The following is a 14,767-nucleotide window of genomic DNA, read 5'->3' on the forward strand; positions in this document are numbered from 1 at the left end:
CTACCCCGTGGGGTTTGGCCGCACACTTTGCCCATAAAAGGCAGATTGCGCGGCCAAACCCCACATTTTTTTGCTTCTCGCGTAGGAATAGGCTAGCCAAACCCACCCGGAAACCTATCTTGCTCCCTCTCGCCCAATTCCCACCGTATGCAAGTTCCCGTTCCTACCCCCGTCCCGATTGCCCCCGATGCGCTGCTGGTAGAAGTAGCCTGGGAGGTGTGCAATCAGGTAGGCGGCATCTACACCGTTATTCGCAGCAAAGTACCTGCCACCGTGCAGGGCTGGGACGACCGATACTGCCTGCTGGGCCCCTACTTCGCCAATCAGGCCCAGGGCGAGTTTGAGCCCTTCGACGACCAGCAAATGGCCGCCCTCGACGACCCGTTTGCCGGGGCCGTGCGCCAGATGCGCCAGCAGGGTTACGATGTATGCATGGGCATTTGGCTGGTAACCGGCCGGCCCCGCGTGGTACTCATCAACCCCTTTCAGGCCTACCCCCGCCTGGGCCAGATCAAGGCCGACCTCTGGCAGCATCATCACATTCCTACCCCCGACCACGACGACCTGCTCCACCAGGTAGTGGCTTTCGGTGAGTTGGCGAAAACGTTCCTGGCTATTCTGGCCCAGGAAGTAGTGCCGCCCCAGCGGCTGGTAGCCCACTTTCATGAGTGGATGACGGGGGTAGCCATTCCGGGCCTGCGCCGCGACCAAGTGCCAGTGCACCTGGTGTTTACTACCCACGCCACCCTGCTGGGCCGCTACCTGGCCATGAACGACCCCAACTTCTACGACCACCTCATGCAGGTGGACTGGAACGCGGAGGCCCGGCACTTCAACATTGAGCCGGCCGTAACTATGGAGCGGGCCGCCGCACACGGCTCTCACGTATTTACCACCGTGAGCGAGCTGACGGTGCGGGAGTGTATTTATCTGCTCGACCGGATTCCGGATGCGGTGCTGCCCAACGGCCTTAATATTGAGCGGTTTGTGGCCCTGCATGAGTTCCAGAACCTGCACCAGCAGTACAAAACCAAGATTCACGAGTTCGTGATGGCGCACTTTTTCCAGAGCTACTCTTTTGATCTGGATAACACGCTGTATCTGTTCACGAGCGGGCGCTACGAGTACCACAACAAAGGTTTCGACCTGACCCTGGAGGCCCTGGCCCGCCTTAACTACCGCCTGCAGCAAAGCGGCCTGGAGGGGCAGGTGGTCATGTTCTTTATCACGAAGCGGCCTTTCCACAGCATCAACCCCCAGGTTCTGCAGAGCCGGGCCGTGCTCGACGAGGTGCACGCTACCTGCGAGGCCATTGAGCGGCAGGTGGGCGAACGGCTGTTCTACGCCGCCTCCGCCAGCACCGACTACCGCCTGCCCGACCTCGATGCCTTGGTGGACGACTACTGGAAGCTGCGCTACCGCCGCACCCTGCAGAGCTGGAAAACCAGCACCCTACCCCCCGTCATCACCCACAACCTCGTGGATGATGCCGGCGACGACATCCTGAACTTCCTGCGCCGCGCCAACCTGGTCAACAACAAGCACGACCGGGTGAAAATCGTGTATCACCCTGATTTCGTGTCGCCTACTTCGCCCCTGTTTGGCATGGAATACGGGCAGTTTGTGCGGGGCTGCCACCTGGGCATTTTCCCGAGCTACTACGAGCCCTGGGGCTACACTCCGCTGGAGTGCGTGGCCCGCGGCGTACCGGCCATCACCTCCGACCTCTCTGGCTTCGGCGACTACGTAATGCAAACCGTGCCCCAGCACGAGGACAAAGGTATTTTTGTGGTGCAGCGCCAGGAAAAGAGCTTCGATGAGGCCGCCGAGGAGCTCACCGACATGCTCTGGCAATTCGTGCAGCTCAACCGCCGCGAGCGAATTATGCAGCGCAACAACGTGGAAAGCTCCGCCGAGCTGTTCGACTGGAAAAACCTGCGCGTACACTACGACCGCGCCTACCAGCTGGCCCTGGAACGGCAGTAACACCTGGCTGCTGATAGAACACAGAAAAGCCCGGCCCTCTAAAGAGAGCCGGGCTTTTCTGTGTTGCGAGTTTTCTTAAACCGGAGAAGGCAGGGCGCCGCCTAGGGACGAATCACTTGGTCGATGACGTGCACTACCCCGTTGGTAGCCAGCAGGTTGGCCGTGGTAATATTGGCCGCCGTGCCCGAGCCGCCGCGTACCGTGAAGCTGCTACCAGTTGAAGCTATGGTTACGGGGCCACCCAGCGTCGTGACGCTGCCAGCAGCCAAATCAGAGGAGAACACGCGGCCCGTAGCAATTACGTGGCGCGACAGGATAGCTACCAGATCCGCATCGGAAACTGAGCTGAGTTGATTTGAGCCCAAAAGGGCGCGGAAAGCAGCATCGGTGGGAGCGAATACCGTTACGTTGGCGCTGGCATTGGCAGCGGCCGTCAGCACGGCGGCCGCGGCGGGGCGCTGCAGGGCCTGGAGCAGCAGCGTGAACTCAGGAGCAGAAGAGGCAGTAGCCCGGGCCGTTACCAAAGCGGCAATAGTCTGGGTGGGTGGCATCAGCACGTTGTCGATGGCATGGATGGTGCCGTTGCTGGCGTCCACGTCGGCCGTAACCACGCGGGTGTTGCCGTTGATGAATACGCCCGTGCTGTTTTTGGTCAGGTACAGGGTATTATCGTTGATGGCAGCGCCGCCTACCGTGGTGGCCGGGCGGGCTGTGGTGCGGGTGCTGGCGCCGTTCGGGATGCTGGCGGCGGAAATATCGGCCCCTACTACGTGGTAGAGTAAAATGCCGCGCAGCTGGCTAATCTGGTTCTGATCGGTAATGGCCGTGATGTTGGCGGCGCTGTTAAACGGGGCCGGCAGCTTGGCAAAGGCATCATTAGTGGGCGCGAACACCGTGAACGGGCCAGTACCGGTAAGCGTAGTTCCCAAATCGGCCTTCGTGACGGCCGCCACCAGCGTGCTGAAGGCCGGGTTGCCCTGGGCTACTTGCACGATGTTCTGCGCCCCGCTGCCGGTCATGGTGTCATCATCGTCGTCGCAGGAAGCCAGTCCCACGGTAACGGCGCCGCACAGCCACAAAGCCAGCACGCGCAAAAACGACATACTTCTGAAAGAATTACGCATTTTGTTTAACTTTTTTGAGTGAAACATTAAACAGATATCGACAAGACCAACAGGTCTGCCAAAATGTTGAGCTCGGCCATAATTTTGTTACCTGAGCCCGGTAGCTCACCCGTTGCCCCTCCCCCTCGCCTACCTATCATGCTATGAGTAAACCTTATACCATCTATCCGCTGCTGCTCTTTGCCGCTATCAGCTTGTTGGCAGGCACCGCGCTGGCCCGCGAGTTCTGGCTGGAGCCGGCCCGTTTTTTCGTGCCGCCCGGCACAGCCGTGCACCTGCGGCGTCTGGTGGGCCAGAACTTCCGGGGCGAGACGTGGGCGGGCAAAAGCAGCCGCGTAACTCACTTGGTGCACCTGGCCCCGGGAGCCGCGCCAGCCAACCTGCTGCCCCTGGCTACCGCCACCGATACGCTGGCTACCACTCTCACGCTGCGGCAGCCGGGCACCCACCTGGTGGCCCTGGCTACCACCGAGGCCTTCACCACCCTCCCAGCCCCCGATTTTACGGCCTACCTGCAAGCTGAGCAGCTGGATTACGTGCTGGCCCTGCGCCAGCAGCGGGGCCAACAAACACAGCCCGGCCGCGAAGCCTACCGCCGCTGCGCCAAAACCCTGATTCAGGTGGGCACCCCTACCCCCACCGATACGGCCCGGGCCTGGAGCCGCGCCGTGGGGCTGCCCCTGGAACTGGTGCCTGAGCAAAACCCTGCCACTCTGCCCGTTGGCGGTAGCCTGACCGTACGGGTGCTCTCCAATGGGCGGCCCGTAGCCGGGCAGCCGGTGCGCTTGTGGCAGCGCCCTGCTACCGCGCGGGCCTTAGTAAGTACGCTGCGCAGTAACCAAAACGGCCGGGTGCTGTTTCGTATATCCGGGCCGGGTGAGTACCTTGTCAGTTCCGTTCGGATGGTAGCCGCTCCCGCGGGCCAGGCCGCCGACTGGCTAAGCACCTGGACCACCCTGACCTTCAGCGTAGCTCCGCAAAAGCGGCTTTAAGACAGCTCTACCGCAGTTTTTGCATCCTTCATTGCCAACTCACGCCCAAATAGTTTTTTTGTTACCTTCGCAACTCCCATAACCACCGAACGACCTGCGGTATGAAGTACTCAATAGATAAAAAAGAGACCTACACGATTATCACGATTGACGAGAAAAAGCTCGACACGACTGTTGCGCCGGATCTGAAATCGGAGTTCGTGAAGCTGAATGCCGAAGGCATCAACAACCTGATTCTGGACCTGAGCAACGTAAAATACACCGATTCGTCGGGGCTGAGCTCCATCCTGATTGCCAACCGCTTGTGCAACTCTACCGGCGGTCTGCTTGTACTCACCGGCCTGCAAGACCACGTGATGAAGCTCATCACCATCAGCAAGCTGGAGTCGGTACTGCACATTCTGCCCACCGTGGAGGAAGGCATTGACCGCATTTTTCTGCACGCCATCGAGCGGGACCTGACCAGCAAAGAATAAGCTTTTTTTGAGCTGTTGGCTGTTGGCTGTTAGCGGTTAGTTTTCGGGCTAATAGCTACCGGCCAGCAGCTTTTTCTTTTTCCGGCAGCCGACACTTCGGGCCGCCTGCCGCCTTTCTTTCACTAATCCGGCTGCCGGCCCCCCGCTGACAGCTAACAGCTGATTTTGGAGTTTGAGCTGAAAATTCTGGGCAGTGCCTCCGCCACCCCGTTCCTGGACCGCCACCACACGGCGCAGGTCCTGACGGTGGCCGGCACGCCCTATCTCATTGATTGTGGCGAAGGCACCCAGCGCCGCCTGATGGAGCACAAAATCCGGCACCAGCGCATCCAGACCATTTTCATCAGCCACCTCCACGGCGACCATTTTTTCGGGCTTTTCGGGCTGCTGGGCACCATGCACCTCAACGGCCGCACCGAGCCCCTGCGCCTGTTCGGCCCGCCCGGCCTCGATGAGGTGCTCACCGCCCAGTTCCGGCACTCCTACACCCACCTGAGCTTCGAGCTGGATTTCACGCCTGTGGATACCACCCGGCACGCCCAGGTGTTTGAGGATAAAAACCTGACGGTGCATACCCTGCCCATGCGCCACCGCATTCCGTGCTGCGGCTACCTGTTCCGGGAAAAGCCCAAGCGCCGCCGCCTGCTGCCCGACCTGCTGCCCGTCGGCCTCACGCCCCAGCAGCTAAACGCCCTCACCCTCGGCGACGATGTGCGCGACGAGCAAGGCCAGCTGCTGGTGCACAACCCCCGGGTAACCCAGGAACCCAAACGCGCCCGCAGCTACGCCTTCTGCTCCGATACCCTCTACACCGAAAGCCTGGCCGACTTGGTGCGCGGCGTGGATCTGCTCTACCACGAGGCTACTTTTCTGGAGGAGCTGCGCGACCGGGCCCTGGTTACGCACCACTCTACGGCCCGCCAGGCCGGGCTGCTGGCCCGCCGCGCCGAGGTGCACCGCCTGCTCATCGGGCACTTCTCCAGCCGCTACCGCGACCTGCAGCCCCTGCTGGCCGAGGCCAAGACCATGTTTGAGTGGACGGAGCTGGCCGTGGAAGGCCTCAGCGTAAGCGTGGCCGAATAACCCTGGCGCCTGCTTGCTGGTTTGAGGTTGCGCCCCCGGCTGGGGGTAGCACTTTTCCGCTCCGCACCCGTTTTCTCCCCTCTCATGGCCCCTTCGTTTACGCAAAAGAAACAGCAGCTTTACCTGGTCCTTAGCGGCATTTTCATTGTCAATGCGCTGCTGGCAGAAATAATCGGGGTTAAGATTTTTTCGGTGGATGCTCTGCTGGGTTTGCCCGGCAACCTCACGGCGGGGGTTATCATCTGGCCCGTAGTATTCATCACCACCGATATTATCAACGAGTATTTCGGGCGGCAGGGCGTGCTGCGCGTGAGCTTCCTCACCGTGGGCCTGATTCTGTATGCTTTCCTCGTGATTCTGGCCACCACCAAGCTACCCCCCGCCCAGTTCTGGCTCGATGTCAATAGCAAAGACACCCAGGGGCGGGCCTTTGATATTGAGTTTGCCTACCAGAGCATTTTCCGCCAGGGCCTGGGTATTATCATCGGTTCTATTACGGCCTTTATTATCGGGCAGGTACTGGATGCCTCGGTGTTTCAATGGTTTAGGAGGGTAGCGGGCGGGCGCTACGTGTGGCTGCGTGCCACCGGCTCCACGCTGATTTCCCAGCTCGTCGATTCCTTCGTGGTGTTGTTTGTGGCGTTTTACGTGTTTGGCAACTGGACCTTTGAGCAGGTGCTGAGCGTGGCAAACACCAACTACTGGTATAAATTCGCGGCGGCTATCCTGCTCACGCCCCTGCTTTACCTGGCCCACTACCTCATTGATGGGTATTTGGGCCAGGATGAAACGCTAGAGCTACAGCAGGAAGCCGCCGCTGATAGTAGCGTGTAATTTTGAGTTGCCAGTTGCGAGTTATCAGTTGCCAGTCAACTCGATATCCGTTCCTGACAACTCCCAACTGACAACCCATAACTGATTCATGTCCCGCATCCTTACCGGCATCCAGAGCACGGGCCGCCCGCACTTAGGCAACTTGCTCGGCGCCATTCTTCCGGCCATTGAGCTGTCGCAGCAGAGCGCCAACGAGTCGCTGCTGTTTATTGCCGATCTGCACTCCCTAACTACCGTGCGCGACGCCGACACGCTGCGCCAGAACACCTACGCGGTGGCGGCTGCCTGGCTGGCCTGCGGTTTCGATACCGAGAAGAACCTGTTCTACCGCCAATCGGATGTGCCGCAGGTAACGGAGCTGACCTGGTACCTCTCGTGCTTTACGCCCTACCCCATGCTGGCGAATGCACACTCCTTCAAGGATAAAAGCAACCGCCTCTCCGACGTGAATGCGGGCCTGTTTACCTACCCCGTGCTCATGGCCGCCGATATTCTGCTCTACGACGCGGAGTTCGTGCCCGTGGGCAAGGACCAGATTCAGCACCTGGAAATTACCCGCGACATTGCCTCGGCCTTCAACAACCGCTACGGCGAAACCTTCGTGCTGCCCCAGGCCCGCGTGGATGAGCAGCTGATGACCATTCCGGGCCTCGATGGGCAGAAGATGAGCAAGAGCTACGGCAACATCATCGACATTTTCGTGGATGATAAGACCCTGCTCAAAACCATCCGCAGCATCGTATCGGACAGCACCCCGCTGGAGGAGCCCAAAAACCCCGACACCGATACTACCTTCAAGCTGTACTCCCTGCTGGCCTCACCCCAGCAGGTAGAAGAAATGCGCCAGAACTACCTGCGCGGCGGCTACGGCTACGGGCACGCCAAAACGGCCCTCTACGAGCTGATCCGCACCCGTTTTGCGCAGGAGCGGGAACAGTTCAATTTCTACATCAACAACCTGCCGGAAATTGACCGCCAGCTGGCCGAAGGCGCCCGCAAAGCCCAGGCCTACGGCACTACCATTCTCAATAAAGTACGCGAGAAGGTCGGGTACTCGGTACGGTAAGCGGGGAAGCGTGTCATGGCGAGGAGGCACGACGACGCCATCCTTCCTGACCAACGTGTTACCCCCCTGAAACGTGACAAGCCTTGCCCTGTTGTCATGGCGAGGACGCAGGACGACGCCATCCTTCCTGACCAACGTGCCACTCACTGAAACGTGACAAGCCCTTGACGCTACCATACGTCAGGGGCTTGTCACGTTACGGAGCTTGTCACAAGCAGAGGACGGATGGCTTCGTCGTGCCTCCTCGCCATGACGATTTTTAATACGGCAGGCCGTCGATGGTAATGTGGGGCTGCTCGTGGGAGAAGCTGAAGCCGACTTTGCGGGCACGGCTGACCTGCTGATTTTCCAGCTTCTGCTTCACGCTGATTTTCTGGATGTCGTCGAGGGGCGGGGCAATCAAATCGTTGTTGACGGCGGCAATCATGGCGCTTTCCACGAAGAGTTTGAGTGCATCCGCCGTAATGCGGTTGTCCGACATATCATTATCGGGCAACTCCAGCTGCTGCACACCCTCCAGGAAGTAGTGATTATCAATATTGACCAGCAGGCGGCCTACCAGATAGCCGGGGTCGTTCATGCGCTGGTATTTGATGCTGTCGGCCATAAAGTTGTAGGCCATGATGTGCCCGAAGAAGCGGCGCCGGAAATCGTCCTGCACGTACTTGGTTTCCATGGGGCCATAGTCCTCGGGAAAGGTGACGATGTTGGAGTGCAGCACGAATACCAACAGGTCGCCGGAAAAGCGAATGTGAAACTCCATGTCGTTGACCGGCCGGTACTCAATCACCACCGTCGAATCGACGGGCGTGATCTTGCGGCTCAACTCCACCACCAGCTCCTGCGACACCTTGCGCAGCAAGTCGAAGGTAGCCAGGGTGTTGCGGTAGATAGCCTGCTTGACCGAGGACTTCTGCCTGAGGCCTTCGAAAATCTGGTCGAGGCGGTCTTCGGGGGTAGGACCCGGCTCGCCGGGCGCGTGAGTCGGCAGCCCGTCGGAGTTGGGACAGCCCGTGGTGGTTAGCGGAGCACTGGGCGCGGCGTCCTCGGGCCGGAGCGGCGCGGCAGCAGACGTGGTAGGGGGCGTATCTTCCATGAAAAAGCAAATCAGCGGCGGCAATAACCGGCGCGGCGGTGAAAAAACGGCTGCCCCGTATGGCAACCTTATAAGCCCGTACTTACGGAAAGGCCGGGGGTAGGAGTTTACGCTGGAGGCAGATTCGGGCCCGCCGCACCGCTCCGGCGGATTTTGCTTAGCTACCAATCGTCTGTATTCCCGAAGGCTCCACTGGAAAAAGTGGTTGGCTACTCGGGCGCACCATCCAGCGCGGGTGGGGGCAGCAGGTGGGCCGCCACCGGCCAGGCGTTGCTGCGGAACGCCACCGTGCGCAGGCCTGGGTGGGCAAACTCCGGGGTGGCGGGCAAGAGCATAGCGGCGGCCGCTGGGTGGCGCAGGGCCTCCTCCACCGTGCGCACGGCGCCGGCGGGCACCAGCCGGCGCTCCAGCTCCGCCAGCAGCGCGGCGCCGGGCACCTGGGCAATGCGCTGGCGCAGCATTTCCTCCAAGGTGGCGCGGTGGGCTACCCGGCTAGTGTTGGTGTGAAAGCGCGCATCGGTGGCCCACTCAGGGCGCTCCAGCACCGCGCACAGCTGCTGAAACTGGCGGTCGGCGCCTACGGCCAGCAGCAGACGCACCCCGTCCTGGGCGGTGTACACGGTGCCGTAGGGCACAATGCTGGGGTGACCCGAGCCCAAGGGCTGGGGGTCGTGGCCCGTGACAAGGTAAGTTGCCGCCTGGTTGGCCAAAGAAGCCAGGGCACTATCCCAGAGCGACACCTGCACCAGGGCGCCCCGGCCGGTTCGCTCGCGCTGGTACAGGGCCGTGAGTAGTCCTTCTTTGAGCTGGTGAGCGGTGAGCAGGTCGATGAGGGCCACCGGCATCTTCTGAGGCTCCTGGCCCGGCCCGGGCGCATTCAGGTGCATGAAGCCGGTTTCGGCCTGCAGCACGGCATCATAGCCGGCGCGGTGCGCTTCGGGGCCGTAGCCGGTGATGTGGCCGTAAATCAGGCGCGGGTTCAGGGCCGACAGGGTGGCGTAATCCACTTGCAGCTTCTCGGCGTCGCCGGGCTTGTAGCTGGCCAGGATGAGGTCGGCGGAGGCGGCGAGGCGGTGCACTTCGGCGCGGCCGGCGGGGGTAGCGAGGTCGATGATCTGGCTGCGCTTGCCCCAGTTGGCGCAGCTGAAGTACGCGGAAACGGTAGTATCGGGAGCTTCGGCGGCGGTGCGCCAGGTGCGGGTCACGTCGCCGGCCGGCGCTTCAATCTTCAGTACCTCGGCGCCTAACTCGGCCAGAAACTGCCCCACCTGCGGCCCGGCCAGCACGGAAGCCAATTCCAGCACGCGCAGGCCGCTGAGGGGTAGCGGGGCAGAATCCGCCGCCGGGGGAGGGGTAGTAACGGGAGTCATTGGGGAGAAGCAAACGAACATCAGCCCGCAAGATAGCCGGGCGCGCCCAAGGCCGCGAAAATGCGCGCCGCCCCCGCTGCCCCGCCCGGACGGGCAGGGCAGCAGGCCCCCGGTGGCAGCCAACTTCGAGCGGGCCCGATTAGGGGGCGGGCTGACGAAGCGCCTCGGCTACTTCCTCCAGGCGCTTGGCAATGGGCTCCAGCAGGTCGGGGGGCACGGGCACCTGCCCGGCGCCGCGGGCCTTGAGGTAGCGCACCACGGCCATCTGATTGTGCAGGGCCGCTTCGGCCGCTTCGCGCCGGTGCTCCCAGGCCTGCTCACCAGCCCTCGTGCGGGTTTCCTGGCGGGCTTCCAGGGCCTGCATCACCAGGGCCGCGAGCTGGCGCAGCACCTGCTGCTCGGCGGGGCTGAACTGCCGGGGCTCGTAGCCGGCCAAGCATACCGTGCCAATGGCCAGGCCCTGGGTGGTGCACACGGGAGCCCCGGCGTAGAAGCGCACCCGCCGCTCGCGGGTGGCGGCGGTAGCTTGCCCAGCGGGCAGGTCTTGGAAGACGAGCACGGGCGTTTCGGCCAGCACCGCCCGGGAGCACAGGGTGTGCTCGGGCCCCATCGACTCCTGGGCCGGCATTCCCACGCTGGCTTTGTGCCAGACCTCGGCCGCCCCCACGAAGGCTATGCGCGCCACGGGCACGCTGAAAATATAGGCGGCTAGCTCTACCAGATCATCGAATAACTTTTCCCGGGCGGAATGGAGAATATCGTAGGCTTGCAGCGCCCGTTGGCGCTCCTGTTGGCCTTGTAGCATAGCATATACACCGCGGCGCCTTGTGCCCGCGCGGCTCAGCGAAGATAGCATAAAAGTGCCGGTCAGCCAAGGCCGCTCCTGTGCCGGGCCCTCCGGCCCGCCGCCCAGCCAGCTCCGCCCCCCCCCGTCCGCCCGGGTGCGCCTACTCCCGGCGGCCCAGCCGCGCGAATACCGGAAACGCTACGGTCCGCTCGCCGGGGCCCCACAGCTGGGTTAGCTCGTCGGCAATGCCCGGCACGGGGTCGTGGCCGTGCTGCTTCTCGTACTTCACCACGCTCGACCAGGTGCGCAGGTAGTTCAGAAACCACTCCGCCGACCACTGCCGATGCACCGCGAACCGGGCCTGCTGCACCCCGGCAAACGGAAAGGGCAGGCGGGCGTACTCGTCGTCGATGTGCCAGCGGTTGTTGTCCCAGTAGGGCCGCATGGTGCCGGCGTAAAACTCCCGAATCAGCGGGTCCAGCTCCGGGCTTACTTGCACCAGTCCGTAACCCCACTCGGCCACTACCCCGCCGGGGCGCAGCAACCGGTTTACCTCTTGGTTAAACGCCGCCAACTCAAACCAGTGCAGGGCCTGGGCCACGGTTATCAGGTCGAAGTGACTGGCGGGGAAGGGCGCGTGCTCGGCGGTTGAGGGTTGGTAGGTGATGTTGGCCCGGGCGGGGGCCTGGGCCAGCTGCGAGGCGCTAAGGTCGGTGGCTTCTACCTGCTGAAAGTGCCCGGCCAGCACCACGGCTACCTGCCCGTTGCCGGTGGCGCAGTCCCAGGCCCGCTGGCGCCCGGGCACCTGGGGCAGCAGCCACTGGTACAGCTCCGGGGGGTAGTCGATGCGGTAGCGGGCGTAGAGTTCGGCCTGGCTGGAAAAACGGTCGAGGGTGGGCATCGGGGTTTGGTGGTTTGTGCGTTTGTTTGTGGCCGCCGCCAGCGGCCGGTACTGTTTACGGCTTTTTGGCGGGCACTGCCGTAGTGCTGCTACCTCCTACCTCTCTTTCCATGAGCAACCCTATTCAAACCGGCCTGCTGGCCTTTGGCATGTCGGGCCGCATTTTTCACGCCCCTTTCGTGGCTACCCACCCGGGCTTTCAGCTGCGGGCCGTGGTGGAACGCAGCCGTAAGCAAGTAGCTGACTTCTACCCCGGCGTTATCAGTTACGACAGCGTAGCCGAACTGCTGGCCGACCCTAAAATCGAGCTGGTCATCATCAATACGCCCAACGGCACCCACTTCGAGCTGGCCCGCGAAGCCCTGCGGGCCAGCAAGCACGTACTCATCGAAAAGCCGGTAACCACCACTCTCGCGGAGCTGGATGAGCTGCTGGCGTTGGCGAAGGAGCGCGGCCTGCACCTGCTGGCCTACCAGAACCGCCGCTGGGACAGTGACTTTCAGCTGGTGCGCGAGGTAGTGGAAAGCCGGCAGCTGGGCCGCATTACCGAAGTGCATTTCCGCTTCGACCGGTACAAGGCGGCGCTCAACGCCAAGGTGTTCAAGGAAGACCCCGCTACCCCCGGCAGCGGCCTGAGCTTTGACCTGGGCCCGCACGTGCTGGACCAGGCTCTGAGCTTGTTCGGGCGGCCCGAGCGGGTGCACAACACCCTGAGCTGCCACCGCCCCGGCTCCCGCGTCAACGACTACTTCCACTTCCACCTCGCCTACCCCGGCGGCCTGAACGTATTTGTGGCGGGCAGCCTGCTGACGGCCGCCCCGGTGCCGGCCTACGTGCTGCACGGCACGCTGGGCTCCTTTCAGAAACAGCGCACCGACGGGCAGGAAACCCAACTCGACCAGGGCCTGCTGCCCACCGATGCCGCCTACGGCCTAGATTCCAGCACCGGCGAGTTGACCGTGGTAGTCGGCAACGGCGAGAAAACCGTGACCACACTTGCCGCTCCGCGCGGCAACTACCCCGGCCTGTTTGAGGACGTGCATCAGACGTTGCGGCAGGGAGTTCCCTACCCCATTCGGGCCGATGAGCTGCGCTGGCAGCTGGAAATCCTGGCGCAGTAGCGGGAAGTAGTGCCTTAGCCGGTAGGCTAAGGTAGCTGTCATTCCGGGCCCCGCGAGGAATGACAGTCGTTGATGGAATTCATAACAGGAGACAGAGCACCTCACCCCGCCACGGGTAGCGTGAAGCTGAAGGTGCTGCCGCTGCCCAGCTCGCTTTCTACCTAGAGCTGTCCGCCCTGGCTGCCGATAAACTCGCGGGCGATGCTTAGGCCCAGGCCGGAACCGCCTTTGTAGCCGCTCTGGTTGGGAATCTGGACGAAGCGCTGGAAGATTTTTTCCTGATACTGCGGGGCAATGCCGGGACCGTGGTCCTGCACGCTGATGCGGACCTGGGGCTGAGCCTCGGTGGTGAGGGCCGCCCGGATGTGAATCTGCGCCTGCTCGGGGGAGTAGCGGATGGCGTTGGCCAGCAGGTTGAGCAGCACCCAGGTGGTTTTCTCGATGTCGGCGCGCACGGGGGGTAGGGTGTCGGTAATCTGGATGTCGAGGGAGAGCTGCTTGGGCTGGAGCTGGAGCTGAATGGTAGCGGCGGCAAACTGCACCACCTCAGTCACGCGGGCCGCCTGGAAGTTGAGCTGGATGTTGCCCGACTCTAGCCGCGACACGTCAATCAGCTCCCCCACCAGCCGCAGCAGGCGCTGGTTTTCCTGTTTGATGGTGGCCAAAATGTTCTGCTGCTCTTCATTCACAGGCCCGACCTTGCCGTTTTGCAGCAGCTTCAAACTGAAGTTGATACTCGACAAAGGCGTTTTCAGCTCATGCGACACCGTAGCCAGAAAGTTCGACTTGGCCTGGTCCAGCTTCTTGTACTCCGACACGTTGCGCAGCGTCAGAATGGAGCCCACGAACTCCATCTTATCCAGAGCCTCATTGAAGCTCACCACGTCATTCACACTGACGCGGTAGTAGGCTTCCTCATCGTGCTGGGCCAGGGTAAGGACAGGGGCGGCTTCGGTGGGTCGCTGGGCCGCCGGCGTATCCAGGTGGCGTAGTAGCTCCCGGAACAGGTCGTTTTGCTGGGCTATTTCCTCAGCGGGGCGGTTTACGAGCTGCTCGGGGGGTAGGGCCAGGAGCTGCTGGGCCACGGGGTTAGCCAGAATCAGGCGGCGGTTTTCGTCCACCAGCAGCAGGCCTTCATCCAAGTTATTTACTAGGCTAACCATGCGGTTGCGCTCGGCCAGCAGTTGGGCCAGCGTGGAGGTGCGGTAGTCCTGGAGCTGCACCAGCAGGCGGTTGAAGGCCCGCGCTACGCCGCCAAACTCGTCATGGCTTTCCACCGGAATGGAGTTGGAGTAATCCTGGTGGGTAGCGTTTTCGATGCTGGCCGAGAGCTTGCGCAACCCACTCACGGCCGCTTCGGGCACGCTCAGCACAAACAACAGGCAGGTCAGGACGGCAAACGTGAGCAGGGCCAGTACGTAGCCGCTCTGCTCGGTAGCCAAGCGGTTGGCCGCTTCGTTTTTACGCGTGAGGGCCTGGGTATTCACGTCGATGATGCGGTACGTGAGCTGCCGCATCTGGCCCGTAATGGCCGGAGCCACGGCCGGTACGTCGCCACGTTTCAGCTGCCAAGCACCTTGCTGCTGTTGCAGTTGCGTTAGTCGCTGCTGCAACTGATTCACCAGCTCCTGTTCGCCAGGCTCCGTCACGTTGCCGGCTTCCCGCAAAAAAGCCTTAGCGAACTGACTTGTAGCAGCGGTATTGGTCAAGGGCTGGCGCTCTATCTGGTCGAGAGCCCGCAACATTTGCTGGCCCAAATTCACGGAGTACAGGTTGTCCTGCAACACGTTGCGGGCGCTGCGGTCCAGGCGGTTGAGTGAGTACAAGGTAAACGCACTGACGCCCAGCAGCAGGAGCAGCATGGTCAGGAACGCCAGCGTGATTTTAGTTTTGAGGTTCATGAGCGAATCAGGGGTAGGAAGCAGGCGGCG

At 62.1% G+C, this 14,767-nt stretch carries 13 protein-coding genes; 7 read left to right on the forward strand and 6 right to left on the reverse strand.

Annotation, left to right across the window (positions count from 1 at the left end):
- Window positions 1–147: 147 nt before the first annotated feature.
- Complete coding sequence (locus tag GGU46_RS17740; RefSeq protein WP_183404901.1) at window positions 148–1,986, forward strand: glycosyltransferase; 1,839 nt, start codon at window positions 148–150, stop codon at window positions 1,984–1,986.
- Between the two features lie 101 nt (window positions 1,987–2,087).
- Here the strand turns inward: GGU46_RS17740 and GGU46_RS17745 are convergent, their stop codons facing one another.
- The gene (locus tag GGU46_RS17745; RefSeq protein ID WP_183404902.1) at window positions 2,088–3,089 is read right to left on the reverse strand and encodes a fasciclin domain-containing protein; all 1,002 of its coding nucleotides are present in this window, start codon (window positions 3,087–3,089) and stop codon (window positions 2,088–2,090) included.
- A gap of 164 nt (window positions 3,090–3,253) precedes the next feature.
- Between GGU46_RS17745 and GGU46_RS17750 the strand changes: the two genes are divergently transcribed.
- The 5 genes from GGU46_RS17750 to trpS all read left to right on the forward strand — a co-directional run bounded on the left by GGU46_RS17750 (window position 3,254) and on the right by trpS (window position 7,561).
- Window positions 3,254–4,102, forward strand: a complete 849-nt coding sequence (locus GGU46_RS17750; RefSeq protein WP_183404903.1) for a DUF4198 domain-containing protein — start codon at window positions 3,254–3,256, stop codon at window positions 4,100–4,102.
- 101 nt (window positions 4,103–4,203) lie between these two features.
- A complete protein-coding gene (locus GGU46_RS17755; protein ID WP_044002696.1) occupies window positions 4,204–4,578 on the forward strand; it encodes an STAS domain-containing protein in 375 nt (124 codons plus the stop codon).
- Between the two features lie 165 nt (window positions 4,579–4,743).
- Window positions 4,744–5,661, forward strand: a complete 918-nt coding sequence (locus tag GGU46_RS17760; protein ID WP_183404904.1) for a ribonuclease Z — start codon at window positions 4,744–4,746, stop codon at window positions 5,659–5,661.
- A gap of 84 nt (window positions 5,662–5,745) precedes the next feature.
- A complete protein-coding gene (locus tag GGU46_RS17765) occupies window positions 5,746–6,495 on the forward strand; it encodes a queuosine precursor transporter (RefSeq protein WP_183404905.1) in 750 nt (249 codons plus the stop codon).
- An 88-nt stretch (window positions 6,496–6,583) separates the two neighbouring features.
- Complete coding sequence (gene trpS / locus GGU46_RS17770) at window positions 6,584–7,561, forward strand: tryptophan--tRNA ligase (RefSeq protein WP_183404906.1); 978 nt, start codon at window positions 6,584–6,586, stop codon at window positions 7,559–7,561.
- Between the two features lie 259 nt (window positions 7,562–7,820).
- Here trpS and GGU46_RS17775 read toward each other — a convergent pair whose 3' ends face one another.
- The 4 genes from GGU46_RS17775 to GGU46_RS17790 all read right to left on the reverse strand — a co-directional run bounded on the left by GGU46_RS17775 (window position 7,821) and on the right by GGU46_RS17790 (window position 11,715).
- Window positions 7,821–8,657, reverse strand: coding sequence for a hypothetical protein (locus GGU46_RS17775; protein ID WP_246399086.1), 837 nt, complete (start codon window positions 8,655–8,657; stop codon window positions 7,821–7,823).
- A gap of 209 nt (window positions 8,658–8,866) precedes the next feature.
- Complete coding sequence (locus tag GGU46_RS17780) at window positions 8,867–10,027, reverse strand: CaiB/BaiF CoA transferase family protein (protein WP_183404907.1); 1,161 nt, start codon at window positions 10,025–10,027, stop codon at window positions 8,867–8,869.
- Between the two features lie 139 nt (window positions 10,028–10,166).
- Window positions 10,167–10,832, reverse strand: coding sequence for a GAF domain-containing protein (locus tag GGU46_RS17785; RefSeq protein ID WP_183404908.1), 666 nt, complete (start codon window positions 10,830–10,832; stop codon window positions 10,167–10,169).
- Between the two features lie 142 nt (window positions 10,833–10,974).
- The gene (locus GGU46_RS17790) at window positions 10,975–11,715 is read right to left on the reverse strand and encodes a class I SAM-dependent methyltransferase (RefSeq protein ID WP_183404909.1); all 741 of its coding nucleotides are present in this window, start codon (window positions 11,713–11,715) and stop codon (window positions 10,975–10,977) included.
- Window positions 11,716–11,825: 110 nt separating this feature from the next.
- Here GGU46_RS17790 and GGU46_RS17795 point away from each other — a divergent pair, with 110 nt between their 5' ends.
- Window positions 11,826–12,836 (forward strand): Gfo/Idh/MocA family oxidoreductase, encoded by a 1,011-nt coding sequence (locus GGU46_RS17795; protein ID WP_183404910.1) that lies wholly within the window; start codon window positions 11,826–11,828, stop codon window positions 12,834–12,836.
- A gap of 161 nt (window positions 12,837–12,997) precedes the next feature.
- Here GGU46_RS17795 and GGU46_RS17800 read toward each other — a convergent pair whose 3' ends face one another.
- Entirely contained in the window at window positions 12,998–14,737 is a 1,740-nt protein-coding gene (locus GGU46_RS17800; RefSeq protein ID WP_183404911.1) for a HAMP domain-containing sensor histidine kinase, read from the reverse strand.
- Window positions 14,738–14,767: the final 30 nt, after the last annotated feature.

The sequence above is a fragment of the Hymenobacter latericoloratus genome (assembly GCF_014199535.1).
GTDB classification, from domain to species: Bacteria; Bacteroidota; Bacteroidia; order Cytophagales; family Hymenobacteraceae; genus Hymenobacter; species Hymenobacter latericoloratus.

Coding starts and splice junctions, on each gene's coding strand:
- GGU46_RS17745 (WP_183404902.1), bottom strand. CDS start 3,089: ATGTCGTTTTTGCGCGTGCTGGCTTTGTGGCTGTGCGGCGCCGTTACC.
- GGU46_RS17785 (WP_183404908.1), bottom strand. CDS start 10,832: ATGCTACAAGGCCAACAGGAGCGCCAACGGGCGCTGCAAGCCTACGAT.
- GGU46_RS17780 (WP_183404907.1), bottom strand. CDS start 10,027: ATGACTCCCGTTACTACCCCTCCCCCGGCGGCGGATTCTGCCCCGCTA.
- GGU46_RS17775 (WP_246399086.1), bottom strand. CDS start 8,657: ATGGAAGATACGCCCCCTACCACGTCTGCTGCCGCGCCGCTCCGGCCC.
- GGU46_RS17790 (WP_183404909.1), bottom strand. CDS start 11,715: ATGCCCACCCTCGACCGTTTTTCCAGCCAGGCCGAACTCTACGCCCGC.
- GGU46_RS17800 (WP_183404911.1), bottom strand. CDS start 14,737: ATGAACCTCAAAACTAAAATCACGCTGGCGTTCCTGACCATGCTGCTC.
- GGU46_RS17765 (WP_183404905.1), top strand. CDS start 5,746: ATGGCCCCTTCGTTTACGCAAAAGAAACAGCAGCTTTACCTGGTCCTT.
- GGU46_RS17795 (WP_183404910.1), top strand. CDS start 11,826: ATGAGCAACCCTATTCAAACCGGCCTGCTGGCCTTTGGCATGTCGGGC.
- GGU46_RS17740 (WP_183404901.1), top strand. CDS start 148: ATGCAAGTTCCCGTTCCTACCCCCGTCCCGATTGCCCCCGATGCGCTG.
- GGU46_RS17755 (WP_044002696.1), top strand. CDS start 4,204: ATGAAGTACTCAATAGATAAAAAAGAGACCTACACGATTATCACGATT.
- trpS (WP_183404906.1), top strand. CDS start 6,584: ATGTCCCGCATCCTTACCGGCATCCAGAGCACGGGCCGCCCGCACTTA.
- GGU46_RS17750 (WP_183404903.1), top strand. CDS start 3,254: ATGAGTAAACCTTATACCATCTATCCGCTGCTGCTCTTTGCCGCTATC.